Origin of the sequence: Novosphingobium sp. MMS21-SN21R, assembly GCF_031846015.1 — a bacterium.
Taxonomy (GTDB): Bacteria; Pseudomonadota; Alphaproteobacteria; order Sphingomonadales; family Sphingomonadaceae; genus Novosphingobium.
On sequence record NZ_JAVRDU010000004.1, the window covers coordinates 100690 to 122530 of the forward strand.

Sequence of the window (21841 nt, forward strand, 5' to 3'; positions counted from 1 at the left end):
TTCAACCATGCGTCCCGAAACCATTGCCATTCACGCCGGTCAATCGGTCGATCCCGCCAGCGGTGCCATTGCTACACCCATCTGCCTTTCCACTACTTTCGAACGTGCAGGTGATGGTTCTTTTTCCAGTGGCTTCGAATATGGGCGGGACAACAATCCCAACAGACGCAGCCTCGAAACCTGCCTCGCCGTGCTGGAAGGTGGGGCCAGCGCGATCACCTTCGCTTCGGGCATGGCGGCAATCTGCGCTGCCATCGAGAGCCTGCCGAGCGACAAACCGCAACGCTTGGTCCTGCCTGACGACATGTATTTTGGCATTCGTTCGCTGATCGATGAAACAGACATTGGCCGGAGGTTCGCTTGGACTGCGATCGACATGACCGACCTTGCAGCCGTCGAGGCAGCCTGCAGCGAGCCGACCGGCCTGGTCTGGATCGAAACGCCCTCCAATCCGCTCATCAAGGTCGCAGACATTGTTGCTGTCGCGAAAATCGCGCGTCAATCAGGTGCGCTTGTGGCGGTCGACAACACTTGGGCAACCCCACTGCTGCAAAAGCCGCTTGAGCTTGGCGCCGATATCGTGGTGCATTCGCTAACCAAATATGTAGGCGGGCACAGCGATGTGATGATAGGCGCTGTGGTGGTCAAGGCGGATGGCGCACAGGCAGAATCGCTTCGGGCCATCCAGAAGCACAAAGGGTCGATCCCGTCGCCTTTCGACTGCTGGCTTGCGTTGAGAGGGTTGCAGACGCTGCCAGCCCGCATGCGTGTCCATTGCGAGAATGCCCGCGAAATTGCCCAGTATCTGGCTGGCCATGCGAGAATCGACGCGATCTATTATCCTGGGCTCCCCAGCGATCCAGGACATGCCATCGCATCGCGCCAGATGCGCGATTTTGGGGGAATGCTTGCGTTCGTTGTCAAAGGAGGTCATGCTGAAGCGATGCAAGTCGCTGCAAACCTGCGTCTGATCACCCGGGCGACGAGTCTGGGTGGCACACATACGTTGATCGAGCACCGGGCGTCCGTCGAAGGACCGAACACGATGGCACCGGAAGGTCTGCTGCGCCTGTCGGTGGGGCTTGAGCACCACGACGACCTGATCGCTGATCTGACATGTGCATTAGACAGCCTGGGTTGAGCGCCTCACACCGACTTCTCGGTGCAATCTGATCGCGGGATTGCAGAGATTTGCGATGCCGTCCCTGAGAAAATCGGGAGAACCGTCCAGTTGCGCTCGCGCCACCGCGGCGTTCAAGCCACGCAAAAAGGCTGTTCCGGGCGTCGGGGAGCAGTTCGAATTGAACAGGCATTGCAGTTTTCTGCTGCATGACAATCGCGCGCGTTCGGATCTGCTCACCGCTGACAAGGTCGCCGATTTTCATCGGCACGAGGTCGCAGCCACGCAGCTTGCTGTCGATGGCGAGGTCGAACAAGGCCCGTTCTCGCAAGCGGCGGCGTTGATTTAGGTAGAATCTGATCTCCCATATTTGATTCGGCTTCAGCGCCCGTTTCGCTCCTACGGTGCGCTCTGCATTCCAGACCTGACGCTTGGCTGATCGAAGCTCGGTTTCGGTTTCGGTCATTTTCATGTTCATTCTCCAAAGGCCTGAATTGGCCATCTGAAGAACGCCTGCCGACCCAGTGTGGAAATGCTGCGAGGCTCCTGCCGACCGGTTGCGGTCGCGGTTCTTGCCCAAGCACGCGTTCGACGAGCGTCGGCTTTTGGTGATGAACCTGCCGCTCAACGCGTCGCAAGGGAACGGCGGCTAAGTCCCACTTCTTGTCATTCGCGACGCTCGGCAGGAGAATAAATTTATGGTCCTTTTCGACGGACGCCATTGACGAAGCGCGCTGCTTGTTGATTAAGCATGACCGCCTAGCCGCCTACATGTAAGGCCGGGGACACGCTGCGTGCGCGGGACGCCGTGTCGTTTCATGCCGAGGAAGCAACGGCGCAGATCCGCCGGGCAGGCGCGGCGCGGATCGAGAGCCATCCGGGCACCTCCAGCTTGGTTCTCAGCGCGTTTGCGCTGCGAGGGGAGTGGGTGCGGCCTTTACGCGGGGGGCTCGACCTGTTCCTGGCACATGATTGAAAATTCAGTCCGTTTGGGGTAGTCATGGCCAGGGCGAGGAGACACTCGATGGATCATGATCGTTTCGGACTGGATGGAATGCCGATCTTCGCCAAAGGGGCGGATGCAGATCCTGTGACTGGCGAACTCCCATCGAGCGTTGGCTCTGGATCGTTCAGCTTAGAACCTAACACGATCGTGTTTTTCGTCCTCGCAATTTCGTTTCTGATCTTCTTCGCCTTTGAGGCTCGGGTATTCGGCTAGCGGGTCAGCTTTTGCGCTTCGCTACGTGCAGGTGGTCTCGAGCTGGTTCGTCCGGGAACCGCTCAAAGTTTACAGCGTATCCGTCGCCAAGCCGTGACCGAACCAGCGAGGCCCAGCGCTCTCCTTGCTCATCGGAGATGTTGTTGCCCCTGAAGTCTAGCGCCCGATCGTCGTAATGGGCTGATCCAGCCATGTGTTGGCTGCTGTCATTGCCGGACGTGACCACCGGGGTTGGCAGGCCGAGTGACCGGGCTTCCTCGGCAACCGCGCCCATCGCCGGAACCAGGTCGCCGTCCATATGGCCAAGCCGCGCGCCGGGTTTGACTTTGATGCCGAGATCGCGCGCAAGGGCTGCGCCGTCGACCGGACCGTCGGGCACCGCGAGCAGCGTGCCCCCTTCCAACGGCGATGGGACAAGCCCTTCTACGCGAGATGAAGTCGGCAATGCCAGCGTCTGCGGCATGCCGAGACCGACATTGGTGCCGAGCGATCCCGATCCGGCAATCCCTGCAACGTCGCTGAGCTCGTTGATCCGGTGCGCCCGCAAGTCACCCATCAAATCGTCCAAGAGGTAGGTGATCGCCTGGTCGCGGCGCGTGACATCCCGATAGTCGAGCCGCGGGTTGGAGAGATCGGGCAAATGCCACTCGGGATGATCGCGTTGGAGCGTTTCGTAGCGGTCCTGGATCAGGTTCGACATGTCGCTCGAGATCTGGAAGCCGTGGCTTTCGGCGTAGCTCGCCTCCGACATCATCCGGCTGCCGATCTCGCGATAGCGGGCAGCGGCCGCACGGCGTTCCTCGGCCTCGGCGACGCGCCAGTCGTTGCCGTCGGTGCTGGTGTGCGAGCGGCTATGGTCGGCGTAGTCCGAGCTCTGGCTGTAGGTGCCGGAAGACTGGATATCGCCACTCGAACCGCTTATGACCACCCGGTCGCTGGTCTCGTCGGACTTGTCGGTGCCGCGCGTGGTTTGGTTCGTTGCGGAACGTTCCGAAGATGCCCGAGAATCCTCGCCCCAGTCTTTTCTACCGTACGCATTGACGCTGAGCGATCCCGAAAGACCTGTCCCCTTCCCACCCTTTGCGTCGGCTCCACCTTCTGTCGCTCCGGGCGTGCCACCACTCAAGCGACCGCCCAGTCCAAGCGAGGATCCAAAGGTTCGGTTCTCGAAGTCCGAGTAGTTGCGGCTATTGCCCTCGCGGAGGATCAGATCGTTGTTGGTGACCTCGCGGGTCGAGCTCCCCTTCGCCCCTTCGACGACCACGTTGCCGCCGACATTGTGGGTATCCGAGGCGCGCGAACCGCTTTCGCGCCGGGCCCCCGTGACATCGTTGATCGCGGTGACAGCATTGCCGAACTGTCCCTTCGAGCTGGTCCAGCTGCTCGAGGTGCCGTTCTCGATCTTATCGGCCTCACTCAAATACCATTGGCCTTGCGATCTGAGATCGGTCGCATAGCCGCTCGTCATGGTGGGTTTGAACGGTAGCTGCGAGATTGCGGCGTTGGTGTCGATGACCGAATGGCCTGAGCCATATTCGTTGAACATGCGCCCATCCGCCTCGCGGAGGCCCGAATGCGCCGCGCCCGACATGAGGTTCGGCGCCTGATTCCACTGCGAGGTCTGGCGGTTCTCGCTATTGAGATTGCCGTAGCTGACATCGCCGTAGGCGTAATTGCCGGTGGTGCGCTCGAGCGCGGCCGCATCCGAACCTGCCTGGACCGGAGCAAGCATCGAACCAAGGTTGTTCGCCACCGACATGGTCCCGCGCATGACCATCAGCGCCAGCATCGGCACCGACAGCATCAGGAACCCCGCCATCGTGGCGACGTCCTGGTTGACCGCATCGATCCCGGCCCAATTGGCGAGGGTCACGCTGCCGCCAGAGACCGCGGCGGTCTGGGAGGCGAGCCGGTCCATGATGAACGAGTGGATGAGAACGTAGATCGGCCCCCAGGCCGCGAGATAGAAGAAGCCCGAGAAGTAGCCCTTAAGGGTCGCGATCCCGGTGCGCGGGAACAGCAGCAATGGAAAAACGATCGGGAAGAGCGCGTAGAACACCACGGTCAGGACCACGCCGAGCACCGGAATCCAGATCAGACCCTGCTCGGCCGCGGTGGTCATTGCGTTGCGGGTCTGGGTATCGGCGCGCTGGAGCGCGAAGGAATCGGCGTCGGCATTGCCGAAGTCGAGCTGGGCGGCTTCGAAGGCATCGACCATGCTCTTCTGCTTGAAGAACTGGTTCCGGGTCATTGCCGTCCCGGTCAGCAATTGCGAGACCACCGGCACGTCATTGGCGAGCTTCGCTCCTGCCGCGGCTTCGGTGAGCTTGGGATACATCGAATGCGCAAACGGCAGCGCATAGGCGTTGATCTGGGCGTCCCACTGATTGTTGAGCAGCGTCCAGGCTTCGGCGCAGGTCTTGCCCTCAATGTCGACAGTGCCGGCGCCGGTATCGGTCAGGTACTTCATGCCGCGGTTGGTCGCGGCGTTGACCCCGAGTTCGGCCCAAAGCTCGGGCGCTTCGCTCAGCAACTTGAGGCTCTTGGTGCCGAGCAGAATGTCGTAATATGCGCACTGTTTGAGATAGCCATCGAGGTTGGCCTTGAACACCGGATCGCGGATCTCGAAGCCGCGCGCCTTGTCCCACATCCGTGCGCCATAAACGAAGCCGCCGGTCGAGTAGTTGAGCGCGGCCGGCATGACGAAGACCGTCTCGGCCGTGCGGGTGAGGTAATCGCTCACCTGGCTGGTGAACGAGGCCATCGCCGCAAGCCCGATGGGGACGTTGGCGACTGTCGCGGGCGCGAGCCCCGCATTCATCCGGTCGGTCACCTTGACCGTCACGGTCGGGACCATCAGTACGGTGTAGATCAGCGTCGACTGGATGAACCAGCGAATCCAGGCCCGCCAGTCGAGGTCCATGGCGGTGATGAGGAGCGCGTAGATCAGCCCGATCACCATGACGACGCGGATCAGTGACTTGAACCCGCCCGAGCCGGTCCAGGCGGCGATCGCGTTGAAGGTGTTGACGAGGTAGTCGCCGCCCCCGACCGTGAAGACATCGAGCATCGCTGTCCCTCGCCTTCTACTGGACCTGGCTGCCAAGCGTGCGCGAGAAGCGCAGTGCGGCCGACATCTGAGGGCTAAGCTGGGTGCGCAGGGTCTTTTCGAGCATCTGCGTGCGCTGGATGAGCGCAAAGGTCTGGTCGAAGCGCTGCGAGGTGCGGGCCGCGATCCCGAGAAAATTGCGCCGGGTCTCGTAAAGTCCCTCGCGCCATTCGCGCAATGAGTCCACATCGGCGCCGTTGAAGTCGGAGCGCGCGTTCACCGCCATATCGATGAAGCGCATGGTCATGGTGGTGACGAGGTCGACCGCGACGATTTCGGAGAGGTCGTTAATCTCCTGCGCGGAGATGCCGAACTCGGCCGCCGCGCTCACCGTGATGATCTTGTAGACCGGGATGCTCGCCATGCCGAGGAGCTGGATTTCGGCAGGGGTCAGCGAGGCGCCGGGATCGCGGACCTTGAGGGCCATGCTCTCGATGAGCGTGCGCACCCGCGCCTTGATCGCCGCATTGGGCCCGATGACCATGTCGGTTTCCGAAGGCGTCATGCACTTGGTCGTATCGCCGCCGCAGCTCCAGTATTTATGCGGCGTCGACGAAGTGCCATCAAGCATGGCGCTGATCAGCGCCGGATCGGCAGGTCCGATGAACTGGACCCGCGGCTTGCCGCCGGTGCCGGCGGGATCGTAGATCACCGTGCCGACCAGCGTCATGAGGAACTCGCGGAACTGGCTGTCGAACCCGCCGTATTTCTTGCCGAGCGCTTCCCAGGTGTAGTTGTTGGGCATCCCGGCCTGTTCCTTCATGTCCGGGTCGGAATTCGCGCCCTTCAGGGCCTCGCGCTGGCCGCCGTTGTTGCATTGCTGACGCGCGCGGGCCCAGTCTGAGACCGCGCCCTGACTGTTGGCGATGGCCTCGCAGATGACTGAACTTGCCGTATCGCTCTTGGGCCACAGGCCGCCGACCAAGGCCTGCGCGGTCTCGCACGAGGAGATGTTCATCTGGTTCATCTGCTGAACCTTCTGCGCGAGCTCATCCATGACCTTGCCAATCTCGGGCGAGATGGTGTCGATCGCGAGCTTGAAGGCGAAGCCGAGCGCATTGTTGGCCGTGGCTTTCAACATCGCAACGAGTTCGGCGGTGTTGATGAACGAGAAGGACCCGGCGAAGAGGTCGATGCCGCCGCACCCGGCCCGCGCGTGGGGCAACTGGATGTTGAAGGGCTGGATGTTCTTCTGCGGAAAGCGCGACCAGACCGAACCCATCGAATAGTAGCCCGCCGACTGACCCTGGTAGGCGCTGGGGCCTGTCACATTGGCCTGCACCCCCATGTCGGACATGAAGCTCTGCATCTCACCCTCGACTCCGGCTGAGGCGGGACTGGGCGAAGCAAGCAGCACGGCGCCGCCGAGCACAGTGCCAAGCACGCGGCGCGAGACCTGCTGGAGGCGTGCGGCGACACGCGGGCGCATTAGTAGTCGCTCCCGGGCTTGACCTGCGTCAGCTGGAAGACGCGGTCCATGATTTCATCCTGGCTGAGGATGCCGTAGCCGATCGGCATCGGCTGCTTGGTCACTGAATCGAAGAGGACCAGGGCTGGCACCTGACGGTCGGTGCCAAGGCCAAGCTTCTCGTACTGGCCGCTGTCGACCATGTAGCCGGAGAAGGTCGCCGAAGGTCCCCCGTCGGTCGAAACCGCGAGCACCGAAAGCCCGTATTTGTCCGAGACGGCTTTGAGGATTGGCGAGAAGATGTCGCAAGCCCCGCAGCTCGAGGCGAAGAAGTAGAACACACCGTAGCGCTGCGAGAGACTGGCCATGACGCGGTCACGGTCGGACTTTCGCTCATCGATCCACGCACGCTTGCCGAGCGTCGAGACAGGGCGCTGCAGCGTGTAGTCGAGCCCCGGATCCTGCCACAGCGCCCGCTGCCAGACGTCGGCAAACATCGAGGAGCGGTCGAGCTGCTCGCGCTGGAAGCGCACATAGGCCGTGACGTTCTCCGGGCTCGGTTCGAGGATGGCGCGCGCCTTCAGTTCCTCAAGCTGCGTGCCGATTGCGGCAAGGCGCTCTCGCGCCGGCGGCTGCGCTGTGGCTGCCTTGCGGGGCTCCTCTTTGGGCTTCTCGCAGTAGAACCAGGTGCCGAGCTTCCGCTCCTTGCAGTACAGCGCGTCCTCGGACTGCCTCACCTCGACGCCGTCACCGTCCGCGGCGTGCAGCGGGGCGGCTGCGACGAGGGTCAGGCTGGAGGCGGCAAGCAGGGCAATGCATTGGCGGTGGTTCATGATCCGCTCCTCTCGAATTCCTTGATCAGTGACATGAAGACAGCGACATCGAGCAGCCGGCGGCCGCCATCGAGCATCCGCACGAGCGCGCTGTAGAAGCCGCGCAGCGCTTCGGTTCCTGTTTCGCTGAGCGTGTAGGTCCCGGCCTCGAGGCTCGCCCAGCCCCGCGCTGAAATGGCCTTGAGCTGGCCGCTCAGCGCGCGGCAGAGAACCGGCCTGTCGAGCCAGGTCGAGACCTCGTCGGCGATCTCGCGCGCCGTCAGGCTGCCGCGGCGGGCGAGCGCCATGCCAATGCAGAATTCGAGCACGGTCATGTCGGTGGCGACGCCCACATCGCTGAGTGAGATGACGTGGGCGCTAGAGTCATGGCTTGTGCGCGGCATAGTAGGCCTCGATCTTTGCCTGGATTTCGATGAGTGTGGCGGCTTCGTCAGGGAGCTTCGCCGCATCGACGAACTCCGCGTAGATTTCCGAGAAATTCATCACCGAGAGGTCGAGCTGCTGGAACTCGAAGATCGTGAACCCATCACACACCGGCGTCTTGGGCGTGCCCCATGTCTTGCCGAGCTGCGGGCGGCCCTGCTCTTGGAGTATCCGGCTGATCTTCGACTGGAAGCAGCAATAGACGTCGCGCTTGGTGAGGCAGATGCCGAGGAAGCTCGACGAGCAGTAGGTGCCGATCTTGTGGCAGAGCCCGGCATCGTCCTTCTGGTCGAGCAGGACCTCTGAGGGGCTGCACAGCAGCGGCGTCAGCAAGGGTACGCCCTTGCCTGAGCAGCAATTGGCAAGGCCGAACACCTTGTGCGCGCAGCTCTCGGCCGTGCCCTTGAACAGGGTCAGCGTGGACTCGTCGAACTCGGAATTGGCCTGGCCCAGCGCATTAAGCGCCACGACCGCGTCCTTGAATTCGTCCGAGGCCTCGCGAGCGATCGGCTCGCAGTCGCCGTTCACGCAGTAGACGTCGTCGCCGCAGATGTACTGTGCGGGCTGCGTCGTCGAGCCCGGGATCGGGCACTTGTAGACCCGCTCGGCCACCTTGCACGAGCCGTCGCCGCTCGGCGGATCGTCGAGGCAGGTCTCGTGGTCGAAAGCGCAGCCCGGCGTCGCATCGAGCTTGCCGCAGTCATTACCGCCGCCGACCACGGTCTGGCACTGGTAGGTCAGGCTAGTCTCCCAGCAGGCCCGCGTGACCGGCACGCCATCGATCAGCCGCGTTTCATTGGGCGCAGTGCAGGTCTCGGAAGCCAGCGTACAGGTGCCGAGATCGACCGAGCAGGCATTGTCGGTCCAAACCTGCGTAAACCACTTTGACACGACGCTTTCGGGGACCATGCTGGCGACATTTGTGCTGCACGAATAGACATCTTCGGGTGCGGCGGGCTCGAGGCAGGTAAGGTAGCCCCCTCCCCCGAATGGATCGCCAATGAAGTCCCAGGTCTTGCAGAGCTGGCGTTCGGGCAACCCTGCCGCGGAGGCGGTGGTGCGGGTGCAGCTCGGCTCCGCCGATATTGCCCCACACTGCTGAAGCCCGCTCACGTATTGCACCGGAAAACCCGTCACCGGATCGAAGGTCAGGGCGTCAGTGATCCCATCATTGTTACAGCGATAGACGTTGCTCACGACCTGGAAGGCATCGGGCGGGGGCGGCTTCGCGACCGTGCCCATCAGGTAGATATTGGAATCCGTAACCGCGCTGTCGCAGTCGTAGTAGTCGACCGTGAGATTGTACTCAGGAACCGGGAAGGTGCCGGTCTGATGGCACAAGGAATTGCCCTCAAGCGCCGCGCAGCCCGGAAATCCTGGGGCTGTGACGCAGAGGTACTGGTAGACCGTCTCGTTCCACGCTGCGACAGTGAGGCTGCGGGTGCAGGTCTTGGGCTGTTCTACGACAGTGGATCCGACATTGCAGGTCCACTCGGCGGTATTGGTCGTCCCGGGACTGGGCGGCAGGGGCACGCAGTTGCCGGTCGAACCGTCCGCGCTCACTCCCTGGAGATAGGCATTGGGATCGTCGGTGACGGTGTTCGCGCGGGTTAGGTCGGCACGGGTGACATCGACAGTTGGCCGCGTGGTCGAATTGGCGGTAAGGTAAGCATCGCTATTGAACCCGGCAGCCGCGCCGTCGGCGTACATGTTGCCTGGATTGTCGTAATACTGGGTGAGTCCGGGATATTCCGCCTGATAGCCCGGTATCTGCCCGGCAGCGCCCGGCGCATCGGTGATGCCCTGGTAGGCGCCGCGCACGCTCGATCCGGTGGAGCGCGCCTCGGCCTTGGCCTCTTCCACAGTCATGGCGGTGGGCGCGGAAGGTGGCGGCGGTGCAGGCGCGGGCACGCCGGGGTCGATCGCGGGGGGAAGTGCGGGCTGAGGTTCGACGAGATCGTCGGGCGGGGGAATGTAGACCTGGCCTCTCGCGCCGGTCGCGGCGATCAGGCTCAGGATTGCCAGTGCGGTGCTTGAACCGCGACGCGTGAGCATCTCAATGGTCCTTCGCCAGTTGGGCAAGCGCGACGCGCGCGACGCCGGCGCCCGGACCTCGGCCACCGGCAAAGCTCTCGAGCGCGAACTCGACCGTGACGTTGCCGGTCAGCCGGTCATGATCGGGCATGGCGCTGATGCAGTCGAGCCCAGCGCACAGCTCGTATTCGCGCCCCGCGGCGACAAAGGTCGGGGCCGCCTCTACCTTGAAGGCACGAAACAGGCGCGGGTCGATGGCGATGTGGGCTTCCTGGCCCTCGTCGGTGACGACGCGCTTCAACCCATCGGCAAAGGCCTTGGTGCTGCCGCCCGGAAATCCGCGGAACACCACGACGCCGCCGGCTTTGCTCGTGTCGGCGATCAGGCGGGTAAGCGAGGCCTGCGGCATCGACAGGGTGGCAAAGACCATGAACATCGGTCCCTCGCCCATCGGCGCGCGGGTATTGGCGGCAGCCCCGGACAGCAGCTCGTCGAAGTCAACCGCGCCATCCGGACCCTTGGGGAGGCTGGCGGGATCGATCGCGGCGACGGCGGCCAGGCCCTTCTCCCGCAGATCTTGAGCCTCGCCGCGGTGCGCCTCGCCCTTGCCGGCAACCGCATCGACAAGCGTCTGGGCATCGGCGGTGGCTTCGCTAGTCCGGTCCTTGATCGCCTTGAGATCGATGCCCTCGATCGTTTGCGCGAGAGCTGCCGAAACCGCGGTGAGCGCGAGGAAGCCCGCGATCGGAGCTATCCGTGCCTTTGACAGGGTGCGCGCGAAGATCATGGGCGTTCTCACAGCATGCAGCAGTTGCGCTTGCGCCAGACGAGGTAGCCAAAGTCCTCGCCCTTGACGGGGTAGCCCTTGCCGGTCTGGGGGATGATGGTGGTCGCGCCGACTGGCGCGCAGGCGTAGCGGCCTTTCACCGTCGAGATCGGATTGGTCATCTGCAGCCGGTATTGCTGCTTGCGCATCACCGGCATCAGGTATTTGTGGCACAGCGCCTTCGACCCCATCGTGCCCCAGGCGAGCGCCTCGCGGTGCATCTTGTAGAGCATGCGCTCAGCAACGAGCCGCGAGGCCTGGATCGGGGTGACGTGCGCGGCGACATGGCCGTTCAACGGGTACATTCCGCCATTGCAGCCCGCGCACCAGAACATCTGATCGATCGGCAGCCGGGCCGTCGCCGCGACGCAGTCGGCGGCGCAGGCCGCGGTCGCGATCGGGTTCGAGAACAGCGCAACTTCCGGGTTGATGATCGAGGTGAGCGCGGAATCCTGCCACAGCGGGTCGATCTCGGTCACATAGGCAACGTCGAAGGTGGTCTGCTCGAAACAAAGGAAATCGGTCAGGATCTCCATCCAGTAAAGCAGTGGGTAGACGTAGTAGTGCGACTGCCACTGCGAGGAGTTCTGCGCCTTGCCGCCGATTTGGCTGCGCCCCTGAACGTGGCCGTTGCCGATGGCGAAACCGGGGTTGAGGCGGATCCCGCCGAGGTTGGGGAAGCACCATGCCTTGTTGGTGACATCGACGAGCCGCACCGGCTCCCAGAAACCCACCGAGATGCCGATGCGCGGGATCGGCGAACCGCAGGCGCACAAGGGAAACGAGGGGTTCTTGGGGTCGGGGCGCGAACCCTTCCAGATCGAGAGCCCGCCGATCGATAGCGGAAACAGGCACGACCAGCACACATCGGTGATCGGATTGATGAACTTGCCGTGGCACGAGACCGTATCGGCCTGGGCCGGCGCGGCTGCGGCAAAGGCGAGCGCGAGGGCGGCGAGGAGACCGCCGATCGTTCGGAAAAGCCGCGTCATGACTGGCCCTCCCCGCTGAAGTGGTCGTCGGCGCGGAGCTTGGCGCGGAAGTAGAACATCCCGTGTACCGGCGCGGCGAGCACCAGCAGCAGGGCGGGCAGCGCGCCCCGTTCGCCCAGCAGCGCTTTGGTGAGCGGCAGCAGCAACACGGCGAGCGCGAGCGCCCAGCAGAGCGCCATCCACCAGCGGCGCATATGGCGCAGGCGCGGGGTCTCCGGGGCGGCCATCGGCGTCTTGAGGAAGGTGATGAGAGCGTGGGTCATGAGGCCTTGCCTCCGCCAATGAGTGCAGGGGCAGGTGCGGACGCCACCGGCGGCAGGGGGAACTCGCTGATCTTGAGATTCGAACCTGCGGCCGAGACTACCGCCGGTGTGTGGCGGATGCCGAACTTGCCCGTGAGCATCCCGCCCTGGTCAAAATAGAAGCGCCGCTGCCAGGGCTTCATCGCGTCGAACGGCGAGCCGGACACGAAGATGATCTTGGCGCGAGCATCGCTCCAGGTCTTGACGGCCCAGGCCAGTTCGGCCGGATTATCGCCGTCGATGAAGACCAGCGCCTGGCTTAGCTGGACCATGTCGAGCGGATTGACCCGGGTGCCGCGCGCGGCGATCAGGTTGCCTTTCGCATCGACGATATCATCCTCGGTGACGATCGAAGGATCGAACAGCCACTCGCGCCTGGCGGTCGCGGAGGTCATGCCATCGACCGGCTTGGGGCGGCGTACGCTGGCGACCGCCTGTTCCTGCATCTGGCGCTGCATCCGCTCGATCCCGCCATTGGCCTCGAGCGTCTTCAGACGCGTCTCGATGGTGGTCAGGAGATCGGTCTCGATGATCGGGAAGGTCTGGCCCATCTGGCCGTAGTCAGCGGCGCGCAAGGCCGAGACGAGCGGCCACCCGGCGAGGAGCGCAGCGCCGCTCGCGGCGAGCAAGGCGGGGCGCGGACTCACAGCAGCGAATCCCCGGTGCCGATGATCCGGCCGCTGCAGACGAAGCCCACATCGGCATATCGGCTGTCGAGCCCGTCCTTGTGCGCAGTACCGAGATAGTAGCAGTGCTCTGGGATGCGCCCGGTCGGCCCCGGCTCCAGCGCTTCGCCGCGCGAGCTGGTCGGCTTGAGGCGCGCGACTTCGGCGCCGTTGATCCGCACTACGTCGCCCTGCCGGCTCACCACATCGCCGGGCATACCATAGACCCGTTTGGCGAAAGGCGGCGAGTGCTGGCCAAAGTGGGCGGTGATGAGCGGAGTCTGCGGCGGCGCAAACACGACAAAGTCGCCGCGCTGGGGCATGCGGTGCTTGTCGATCCAGAACGCCCAGTTGGGCAGCGACTGGGTGGTATTGATGAGCAGTGCGTGCTGGTCGCGCCAGCTTGCCAGCGAAGAACTTGCCGTCAGCGTTGCCGCGAGCGCGCCTATCACCAGCCAGCGCTTGGCATGGTCGGCGCGTGCAGATGAGGGCTGCGCTGGCGCTACAGATTGGACGTCAGTTTCCGGGAGCATTGCCCTGCCCTCCGAACGCGCCTGCTTGCGGCGCGGGCCCTTCCATGGCCGCGCGCATCGCGCCCATCACGTCGGTGCTGGCACCGGCTGTGGCCTGCGGCATCTTGACCCGGTTGTAGACCTCGCGGCGTACCTCGGCGGTGATGTCGGGGACATTGCCGGCAAGCACTGCCTCGCCGACCAGCACGATCTGGCCCGAGGCGCCGCGGCGTTCGAGATTGCGCTGGACCTCGCCCATGAAGGCGCGGGTTTCGCTGGTGACCTGTTCGGGCGGGGTCGCCGAGCGCGCCTGCGCCTGGACATATTCGCCGACGATGCCCGACAACTGGACCTTCGCGATGGCCGGGCGGTCGGGTCCGGCCAGAACGCTCTTGGTGACCCAGGCACCCCACAGCCCTGCGGCGACGAGCGCGGCGACCAGCGCCACCGGGGCAGCACCAAGGCGCGCGCGCGGCGGGGCGGCGGGCGCGGCGGCAATGTCGGCCTCGAACAGCGGGCCAGCGGTTGCGGCCTCGTCTGACACTCGGGCTAAGCGCGGCGTTCTAGCCATGATCGGTCTCCTTCGATGGTTGAATGGCGGGCGCGCCGAGGCCGCGCAGCGAATGGCGGCGAAAGAAGGCGACGCCCGCAAAGAGCGCGGCGCTGGCGAGCCAGAACAACAGGCGGAAGCGGTCCTGCCGCGCGCCGTCGGCGGCGACGTAGCGCGAGGCGAAATTTTCGAGCTGGAGCACGGTAGCCGAGAAGCCAAAGTTGCCGAGCGCCACGAAGAACAGCAGCCACAGCGCGGCAACGCAGGCGAGCGTCACGGCGAGCCAGCCCGTCAGCCGCAGCGCGAAGTAGCAGGTGTCGGCCGCGCGCGAGCGAGAGAGCGATGACGGGAGAGTTGGGGCGACCGGCATCATTCGGCCGCCTCCGCCAGCTCACCCTCGGCAAAGTCCGGCGCGCCGGGTTGCGGGGGCACGAAATCTGGGAAGGCGACCCGCTCGATCGCATCGGGGAGCGCGAGGCCGCCGCGTACTTTGTCCTCGATCTCGGAAAAAACCCGCGGGCTCGAGGAATAGAGCGTCGCCGAATAGGGGTCGAGCACGAGGCGGCCGACGGCCAGGGTCTCGGGGCCCTTGATCAGGACGTCGGAATATTCGGTGCCGTTACGCTTCAGCGAACGCAGCAGGCTTTCAGTGTAGTGATCCATCTCGAAGCGCTGATGTTTGGCGAGGTCGTTGATCGTCTCTTCCTTTTGCTGGAGGACGATCGACCAGTCCGAGTTCTCAAGCGCGGCGAGCGAGCCCTCCGACTTGTAGAAGTCATTGAGTGACTGGGTCGCGGTGATCAGCGAGCCGCCATATTTGCGGCAGGTGCGGGCATAGGTCTCGATCGCCTGGCCCATCTGCCCGCCGCCGAGCAGCTGCCAAGCCTCGTCGATCATGGTGAGCTTGGGCACCGAGCGGTCGAGATCGCGCATCACCCGAAGGGTCAGGAACATGAGCGCGGTCAGCGCGACAGAGCGCAGTTCGGGTTTCGAGGAGAGATCGGAGAGCTCGAACACCGTGAGCCCGGCCGAGAGATCGATCGAACAGGCGCCTTCGAAGAAGCGGCCATAGGTGCCGCCGGTGAGGAACGGCGACATGGCGTCGGCCAGATCGCCGGCATAGGGCGATGGCAGTGCGCGCAGCGCTGCCGCGACATCATCGATCGTGCCCGCGCGCTGCTTGTCGCGCCAGACCGTGCTCACCGCAGAATCAATCAGCCCGCGCTCGGTATCGGACAGCCGATCCTGCTGGCGCGCCATTTGCCCGACGATCGATTTGAGCATGGCGAGGCATTCGACCTCGTAGTCCTCGCCGTCCTCGTCGCTCGCGAGGGCCTCGCCGTCGATCATGTCAAAGGGATTGAGCGAGAAGCCCGAGGAAAGCTTGAACTCGACGAAGGCACCGCCGAAGGCCTTGACCATGTGTTCGAACGAGCGGCCGTCGTCGATCACGATGACCTTGGCCCCCGCCCCCGACATCGCGGCGCAGACGTCCTGCAGGAACACCGACTTGCCCGAACCCGACTTGCCGAACACCGCGACGTTGTGGTTGCCCGCCGCGTTCTGGAACGGCGACCAGAAGAACGGCTGCCCGCGCCGGCCGATCAGCAGGACGTGGGGGATATGCCCTCCGGTGTGCTCGCCCTGAAGCGGCGCAATCGAGGCTGCGGTCGTGGTCAGCATGGTCTTGAAGCGCTTCATGCGCTTGAGGTCAGCTGAGAGCCCGTTGGGCAGTGACAGCGGCATCGCCGCGAGCAGCCCCATGACCTGGAGGTAGCGCTCGTCGATGAGGTCCCACCCGCAGGCCTTGTAGACCGACTTCACCATGCGCTCGTTGATGTCGCCCTTGCCGAGTGGCGAGAGCGCGCCGACGCCGTAATAGACCTGCGCAAGCTTGCGGCCCTGGCGGATCTCGGCCTGCACATATTGCCATTCGTCGCGCTGTTCGGAGAGCTGGGGCAGGAAGCGGGCCGAGCGGCTGTCGGCCAGGCTGGTTGTACGCATGACCTTGAGCCCGGCGCGCGAGGCGACCGCCTCCTCGTCCTGGTAGACCAGCCCGAGCACGGTCATGACGTTGCAGCCAAAGCGCAGCTTGTCGTTGATGACATCGCCGATGATCTTCTGGACGTCCCACGGCGCCCATTGCTTGGGCAGGTTGCGCACCGAGAAGAAGCGCCAGTCAAACTTGTCGGGCACGACCTCGCCGATGACAGGTGCGCCGTCCTGACGCTCGCCAGTCGGGCGGAATCGCTCGGTGTGGAGGACGATCCGGTCGGGAGTGACCTGGGTTTCGAGATCGCGCCGCACGCACTGGACGTTGATCGGATCGAGCTCGGAATAGTGCTCCGGCTTGTCGGCGTTATCGACCGCCGGGCAGAGAAAATCGTCTAGGAAGGCGATCAGTTCGACCGGACTCATGTCGCGAGCCGGGATCGATAGCGCCTGAAGAGTGCCGTGGAGGCTCTCGCGCACCGATACGAGCGTGTCCGCGCCGATTGGGCCGCTCAGCCGAGCACCGATAGAGAGGATCACGCGGGTGTTGCGCAGATAGAACGGCGCATCGCGCGAAATCGACATCCAGGCTGCCCGGCGCAGCCAGCGCGCGCGGTGCATCGCCGCGCGGCCATAGACGCCCTTGGCGACCACACGCGGCATGACCCAATCGGCGATGCGCTCGCCAACCGAGGGGCTTTGCCAGTGGATCAGCTGGATCTCGCAGCCCGAGGGCACGGCGTCGGAAAGGAACTGGGTGAGAAGCTCGCCGCTGCGCTCGTCGGCGCCCATCATCGGGGCCAGCTCGAGAATGAACCCGACCGAGTCCGTATTGATGAACATGCGACTCTTCTTGTCGAAGCTGCGATAGGGCAGCCAGTTCGACAGCATGGGCGCGCCCAGCACCGGGCGCTCCGCCTCGGGATGCGCGCTGTCGCCGAACACCATATCGAGAAACCGGTCCCAGAAGCCGCGCGAGGTCATGCTGTTTTACTCCTCGACCTTGGCCGGAAAGGCGGCGGGTCCATTTGCGGGCTTTGCAGCGACCGGAGCCGGAGTTGGCACCGCTGCCGGCACCACGGTCGGTGCCGTACTCGCGGGTGCCGCCGTGGCGGGAGCGGACCCGACCGGCGCTTTCGCGGTATGAGCGAGGCGCGCCCGCACTTCGGCGCGGATCGCATCAACCGCGTTGCCGGATTTGAGTGCCGCAGCCTTGGCGCGCGCCGCGGCGACAGCTTCCGGGCTTGGCGGTGCAGTCGGCGGTGGATCGGCCGGCGCGGGAACCGGACTGATGGCGCTCTCGCTGACCAGCGCGGACGCGGCGGTCGCCGGGCTATAGGCGGCGCTGGCGAGGGTGACCGCGCGACCTTCGACCTGGTCGCCAAGGTTGGGCTCGCCTGAGGACAGCTGCATCCAGGCGCCATCGTCGACCACCGCGTGAACGATACGTGGCTCGTGAAGATTGCCGCCGCCATCGACGAACGACGGGAAGACCACTTTCAGCACCCGGCGTTCGCGGTGAACCATGCCATTGCCGGCGGCGGCAATCCGACCTGAACCAGTTGGTACGTAGGACGCCGTGATCGCCTTGGCTGCGGTCGGTTGGCGAATGTACGGCCCCGCTGGCGTCATCGGGCGAGCGTTCTGGATCACCGACAGCGCCTGGTCGTCGATCAGGGTCGACGGGGCGCAGGTCCCGCCAGGCGCGCTGCAGGCAAAGCTGCCCTTGATGTTGCCACCGAACAGTGACGTGCAGGCGGCAAGCTGGGTCGCAGCGAGTCCGACCACAGCAATGCGTCCCGCCCGGGCCAGACCGGTCGGGGACCGGCGCTCAGCCAGCATGCCGAGCCGCACGGCAAGCCGCCAGAACGCGAGGCCCGCCGCGAGTGACAGTGCGTCCTCGCCCAGCGCGAGATGGCCCGCCGAGCGAACCCAAACGCGGGAGCGCAGCTTCGCCAGTTCCGATGGGGTGAGCAGCCGACCCTGCGGCAGGGCATAGGCTGCGACAAGGTCGTGCCACAGCAGGATCGCCTCGCGGCGGCTGATTGGGGCTCTTGGTAGCGAGATGGCTCCGCGTGTGCGCCGTGCCACCGCGCGGACGAGCCCTGCGTGCTGTTCAGGGTCAAGCGCGGTCACGACTTGGCGCCTTTCAGCCATTGCTCGAGCACTTCGCGCGGGCGGAAGCCTTCGATCACCGCGCCGTCGGAGCGGACGATGACCGGGGTGCCGGCGAGACCCTGCTCGCGGGCGAAGCGCTCGTTGGCGTCGAGCGGCGAAGTGTCACAGGCACGGGTGTCGGTGATCGGCGCGCCCGCGTAGGCCGATTTGACCGCCTTGCGCCGATCGCGCGCGCAGAACACCTGATTGGCAAGATCGCGGCTACCGAGCACCGAGATCGGCCGCTCGATCACGCGCACGTTCATGCTTTCGAGCACGCCCGACAGCGCCCGGCAGTAGCCGCAGCGAAAATCGCTGAACACGGTGACGGTCGGCCCCGAACTTGCTCCCCAGACAATGCCGCCCGCCTCGGGCAGTGCGGCGAGCGACATCATCCGGGGGGCACCGCTCGCCGCCGGCGTGCTGACGCCGCGGCGGGGGGTCTCGACTTCCTGCGCTTCCTGCTTACTGCCCGCCGCGCCGCCGACGAGGAGGTCGGGGTTGACCTCGAGCAGCCGAACGGCGGTCAGGTCCTGGCGGGTCTGCATGTCATATACGCGCCCGATCAGCAGGTAGCGCGCGGTCTTGTCGACGTAGAACAGCTGCGATCCGGCAGTGACTTCGCAAACCCCGTCGACGAGCTGGCAGTTGACTCGCGAAACCTGGGTGCGCGGCAGGCGTGTCTTCAGGAGCGCAGCGACGGCCTGGTCGGCCTCGCTCGGCGAGTGGACGCCGTTCGGTGCCGTGCCCTCGGCGCCAGCAGCGCTGGAATTGGCCCAGACCAGCGAGCCGCCGCTGCCGAGCACGATCGCGGCCAGCGGCATCAGCACATGGCCAAGGCGGGACCTGCCAAAGTTCAGGGATTTCAGCTTCATTGCACCCTCCTCATCCGTTGATGAACACGCCTTCGAGAAACACGATTTCTACATCGATCCCGGTCGGCATCTCGATCACGGGCTGGTACTGCTCGGCCCGCTCGATCAGGTATTTGCTGACCATGTCGCCCGAGGTAGCGATGCCTTCTCCGAGACCGCCTTCGAGGATGTCGCCGGTGCCAAGCTTCTGGCGCTGGCCATTGACGTTGACGTTTGTCCCGGTGAGCGTCGTATTGGTGTTGGCGGAAAAGCCGCGTCCGAACCCGCCGGCGAGCCCGGCAAGGAAGGCCTGACCGATCAGTGATCCCTCGCGGCTCACAACCCGGCCCCGCACCCCGGTCTTGCCGCCGAACGCGATGAAGCCCTTCACATCCGAGACCGCGTAGCGCCCATTGGGCTGCGGGCAGGTCATGCGCTGCAGCTTGACGTAAACCTTCTCGCTCGAGAGATCGCCGCGCGCCGCACCGTTGACGAGGCAGCCCGCGATATTGGTCGTGAGCAGCCGCCCGTTGTCATATACCGAGCGTGCGGGACCTGTGATGCGAAGCACGACCGGCAACGGATCGGTCTGGCTCTGGACCCCGGCGGCGGCATCGACCCCGACAATGACCTTGGCGACCGCGATCGAATTGGGCGGCAGGTAATTGGCGCTGTCGGTGAAGACGGTGTTGCTCTTGGGAACGGGACTGCCGGTGCCGGTGGTGCCTTCGCCAAACGAGACCAGGCTGACCTCGCTGCCGCGCCCTCCGGGCACACCGGCTGCCGCCATCGCTGCCTGTCCGGCCGGCGTGCCGGGCGCCTGGTAGCTGGGGGGACTGGTCCGCCCATAGAGCGCGTTGGGTCCGACTGAGGTGGCGCCGGGGCCAACAACGGGCTGGCCCATGATCGGCGACTGTCGGGCGGCAGCAAGCGCGGCCTTCAGCTGCTCGTTCTCGTTCTGGTAAGCCGTGAGCACCCGTTCGGTATCGGGTGAAATCCCTGCTCCCCCGGTGCTGCCCCCACCTTGCGCCTGGCTTTGGGCGAGCTGCGCTTCCAGCTGGTCTGCGCGCTGTGCGCGGGCGGCGAGCGCGCGCATGTTGTTGTCCATCGACATCATCTGGGCCTCGGACTGGGCGCGCCATTCCTTCTCGGCCATGTTCTTGTTGACCATCTCGTCCACCGAAACGTCTGCGACCTGGCGTTTGACGTTGCCGTCGCTGCTCTTGTTCTCGCCGGCGAAGATCCACGACGAGCCGATGATCAGCGCAGCGAGCCCGCCGGCGCCGAGAAGCAGCATCTGCTTCCTCTTGACCGCTTCGTTGGCGACGATCGCATCGCCAAGCGGCGAAGCATCACTGCTGCCGGGATCGCCGGCCGGACCGTCGAGCGACTTGGGGCCTTTGCGGAACGGGTTCTTCCAGTCCATCACTGACCTCCATTCGATTGGATGAGGTAGACGGCCGCCGACTTGCCGGGCGCGAGCTCGCTCACCGGAGTCATGAAGGCGACGCTGCCGCGCGCTGCGAGCAGGTTCTCGTCGAGCGGCAGAGGCTCTTTTCCAGTGTTGCGAACCTTGAGGATCAAGCCCTTCAAATCCGCGCCGCGGTATTCGCCGACCTGCTGAACCTCGAGCTTGCCGACCGCGACCGGCTCGAGCACGCTCTGGCGTATCTCAAATCCCTCGATGGGTTCACTTCGGTACATGGCTTGGGCAAGCCGCACGGCTGTGTCCTCGGGTGAGGAGCGCACTTCCCAGTCGCGCGCCGCTTCGGCCTTGACCGCGGTGTTGGTCACAAACACCTGCTCGGCGTCGCTTCCCCGCACCTGGCACAGAAACTTGTAGACGAACCCCTTCCGGGTGGTGCCGAAGAAAGAGAGGTTCGGCTTAGTGAAGCCGTCGGGCACCGAGATGTAGATGTCCCCGCGCACCGGCTCGTTGACGATCTTGAAGTCCTCTGCCGGATTGCCAGTGCTGATCTTGGAGACCGAGGAAAATTGGTCGCCGGCAAGGCTGATCCTGGTCAGGTCCTTGGCCGAGGCGACGCAGGCGACCGTGCCGTTGTCGGCAGCCGGGATGCTCTGGTCAGCCATGGCGGGGCTTGCCGCCAGACAAAGCGCGCCAAAGCAGATCAGCACTGCGCCCACGGGACGACCTGCAATCGCTACGGGCCGACCGGCCAGAACTGTTCCGGCGCCTATCGCGCCCCATGCGAGCTCAGCCATCACTAGTCTCCCCCGTCGGTGCTATTGTTGGTGCCGGCGCTCGCGATAACTTTGCCCGCGGCGTCCTTTGTGATGCGCCCGAACCCGGCGAGCTTCAGGCTGACACCCGAGTAGCTCCACACGTAGCGGAAGGTCCGGGCCTCGGAGGTGACCTCCTTCGAGCCGACCACCGTGTGCAGCACGCCGTTCACCTCGCTGGTCAGCGCATCGGGATCGACCGACAGGTTTTCGATCGTGAAGAACTGCGAGACGTTCGAGCCATTCTGCTCGTTGAAGATCTTCATCAGCTCGGCCTTCATCCGGCCGTGGGTTCTGGGATCGGTGATTTCCAGAATCGAATCCATCCAGTATTGGAGGTTGGAGGGCGAACGATTGAGCGTCAGCAGCGCGGCATCGCGCGTGACCAGCTCGAGATAGTCCTTGTCGATATGGCTCGAGGACAGCGTCAGTGGCTTCGCCAACACCGGCTGCAGCACGACCTCGCGGTCGCGGCGCGCGGCGGTCAGCGTCAGCACGACGCTCAAGGCGAACAGGCCTGTCGCGGTGATGGCCAAGAGGTTGCGCTGCTTCAAGAGCCGCTGCGCCTGGCCGTGAGAGATCGAGAGGTCCATGTCAGTGCCGT

General features: G+C 64.7%; 20 protein-coding genes and 1 pseudogene. 2 read left to right on the forward strand and 19 right to left on the reverse strand.

The features are described 5' to 3' along the window. Nucleotides 1-7 precede the first annotated feature (7 nt). Nucleotides 8-1141, forward strand: a complete 1134-nt coding sequence (locus tag RM192_RS19535) for an aminotransferase class I/II-fold pyridoxal phosphate-dependent enzyme (RefSeq protein WP_311509369.1) — start codon at nucleotides 8-10, stop codon at nucleotides 1139-1141. Between the two features lie 100 nt (nucleotides 1142-1241). On the opposite strand, the pseudogene RM192_RS19540 reads toward RM192_RS19535, so the two are convergent. Further along, nucleotides 1242-1586: pseudogene (locus RM192_RS19540) on the reverse strand (integrase); the annotation flags it as partial. A 558-nt stretch (nucleotides 1587-2144) separates the two neighbouring features. Between RM192_RS19540 and RM192_RS19545 the strand changes: the two are divergent. Further along, nucleotides 2145-2339, forward strand: a complete 195-nt coding sequence (locus tag RM192_RS19545) for a hypothetical protein (RefSeq protein WP_311509370.1) — start codon at nucleotides 2145-2147, stop codon at nucleotides 2337-2339. A gap of 4 nt (nucleotides 2340-2343) precedes the next feature. Here RM192_RS19545 and RM192_RS19550 read toward each other — a convergent pair whose 3' ends face one another. The 18 genes from RM192_RS19550 to RM192_RS19635 form a co-directional block, all read right to left on the reverse strand. Further along, entirely contained in the window at nucleotides 2344-5409 is a 3066-nt protein-coding gene (locus tag RM192_RS19550; RefSeq protein ID WP_311509371.1) for a conjugal transfer protein TraG N-terminal domain-containing protein, read from the reverse strand. Between the two features lie 16 nt (nucleotides 5410-5425). Next, nucleotides 5426-6877 carry a conjugal transfer protein TraH gene (locus RM192_RS19555; protein WP_311509372.1) on the reverse strand — a complete coding sequence of 484 codons (1452 nt, stop codon included), beginning with the start codon at nucleotides 6875-6877 and terminating at the stop codon, nucleotides 5426-5428. Then, nucleotides 6877-7689 carry a thioredoxin family protein gene (locus tag RM192_RS19560; protein WP_311509373.1) on the reverse strand — a complete coding sequence of 271 codons (813 nt, stop codon included), beginning with the start codon at nucleotides 7687-7689 and terminating at the stop codon, nucleotides 6877-6879. The genes RM192_RS19555 and RM192_RS19560 overlap by 1 nt, the downstream gene beginning before the upstream one ends. Then, nucleotides 7686-8021: a hypothetical protein gene (locus tag RM192_RS19565; protein WP_311509374.1), complete on the reverse strand. Its 336-nt coding sequence runs from the start codon at nucleotides 8019-8021 to the stop codon at nucleotides 7686-7688. Before RM192_RS19565 ends, RM192_RS19560 begins: the two co-directional genes overlap by 4 nt. Nucleotides 8022-8052: 31 nt before the next feature. After that, the gene (gene traN, locus RM192_RS19570; protein ID WP_311509375.1) at nucleotides 8053-10167 is read right to left on the reverse strand and encodes a conjugal transfer protein TraN; all 2115 of its coding nucleotides are present in this window, start codon (nucleotides 10165-10167) and stop codon (nucleotides 8053-8055) included. A gap of 1 nt (nucleotide 10168) precedes the next feature. Continuing rightward, a complete protein-coding gene (trbC, locus tag RM192_RS19575; protein WP_311509376.1) occupies nucleotides 10169-10933 on the reverse strand; it encodes a type-F conjugative transfer system pilin assembly protein TrbC in 765 nt (254 codons plus the stop codon). An 8-nt stretch (nucleotides 10934-10941) separates the two neighbouring features. After that, on the reverse strand, nucleotides 10942-11964 hold the full coding sequence (gene traU / locus RM192_RS19580; RefSeq protein WP_311509378.1) for a conjugal transfer pilus assembly protein TraU: 1023 nt from the start codon (nucleotides 11962-11964) through the stop codon (nucleotides 10942-10944). Next, the gene (locus RM192_RS19585; RefSeq protein ID WP_311509379.1) at nucleotides 11961-12227 is read right to left on the reverse strand and encodes a hypothetical protein; all 267 of its coding nucleotides are present in this window, start codon (nucleotides 12225-12227) and stop codon (nucleotides 11961-11963) included. Before RM192_RS19585 ends, traU begins: the two co-directional genes overlap by 4 nt. Continuing rightward, a complete protein-coding gene (traW, locus tag RM192_RS19590; RefSeq protein WP_311509381.1) occupies nucleotides 12224-12913 on the reverse strand; it encodes a type-F conjugative transfer system protein TraW in 690 nt (229 codons plus the stop codon). The genes RM192_RS19585 and traW overlap by 4 nt, the downstream gene beginning before the upstream one ends. Beyond that, nucleotides 12910-13383 (reverse strand): S26 family signal peptidase, encoded by a 474-nt coding sequence (locus RM192_RS19595; protein WP_311509494.1) that lies wholly within the window; start codon nucleotides 13381-13383, stop codon nucleotides 12910-12912. Before RM192_RS19595 ends, traW begins: the two co-directional genes overlap by 4 nt. A 64-nt stretch (nucleotides 13384-13447) precedes the next feature. After that, complete coding sequence (locus tag RM192_RS19600; RefSeq protein ID WP_311509383.1) at nucleotides 13448-14014, reverse strand: type-F conjugative transfer system protein TrbI; 567 nt, start codon at nucleotides 14012-14014, stop codon at nucleotides 13448-13450. Then, on the reverse strand, nucleotides 14007-14363 hold the full coding sequence (locus tag RM192_RS19605; RefSeq protein ID WP_311509385.1) for a hypothetical protein: 357 nt from the start codon (nucleotides 14361-14363) through the stop codon (nucleotides 14007-14009). Before RM192_RS19605 ends, RM192_RS19600 begins: the two co-directional genes overlap by 8 nt. After that, entirely contained in the window at nucleotides 14363-16969 is a 2607-nt protein-coding gene (traC, locus tag RM192_RS19610) for a type IV secretion system protein TraC (RefSeq protein WP_311509386.1), read from the reverse strand. The genes RM192_RS19605 and traC overlap by 1 nt, the downstream gene beginning before the upstream one ends. 6 nt (nucleotides 16970-16975) lie before the next feature. After that, nucleotides 16976-18121: a hypothetical protein gene (locus RM192_RS19615; protein ID WP_311509388.1), complete on the reverse strand. Its 1146-nt coding sequence runs from the start codon at nucleotides 18119-18121 to the stop codon at nucleotides 16976-16978. Beyond that, nucleotides 18118-19017, reverse strand: coding sequence for a DsbC family protein (locus tag RM192_RS19620; RefSeq protein WP_311509389.1), 900 nt, complete (start codon nucleotides 19015-19017; stop codon nucleotides 18118-18120). Before RM192_RS19620 ends, RM192_RS19615 begins: the two co-directional genes overlap by 4 nt. 10 nt (nucleotides 19018-19027) lie before the next feature. Beyond that, nucleotides 19028-20422: a TraB/VirB10 family protein gene (locus tag RM192_RS19625; RefSeq protein WP_311509390.1), complete on the reverse strand. Its 1395-nt coding sequence runs from the start codon at nucleotides 20420-20422 to the stop codon at nucleotides 19028-19030. Next, the gene (locus tag RM192_RS19630; RefSeq protein ID WP_311509392.1) at nucleotides 20422-21219 is read right to left on the reverse strand and encodes a type-F conjugative transfer system secretin TraK; all 798 of its coding nucleotides are present in this window, start codon (nucleotides 21217-21219) and stop codon (nucleotides 20422-20424) included. Before RM192_RS19630 ends, RM192_RS19625 begins: the two co-directional genes overlap by 1 nt. A 2-nt stretch (nucleotides 21220-21221) precedes the next feature. Beyond that, a complete protein-coding gene (locus RM192_RS19635; RefSeq protein WP_311509393.1) occupies nucleotides 21222-21830 on the reverse strand; it encodes a type IV conjugative transfer system protein TraE in 609 nt (202 codons plus the stop codon). Nucleotides 21831-21841 lie beyond the last annotated feature (11 nt).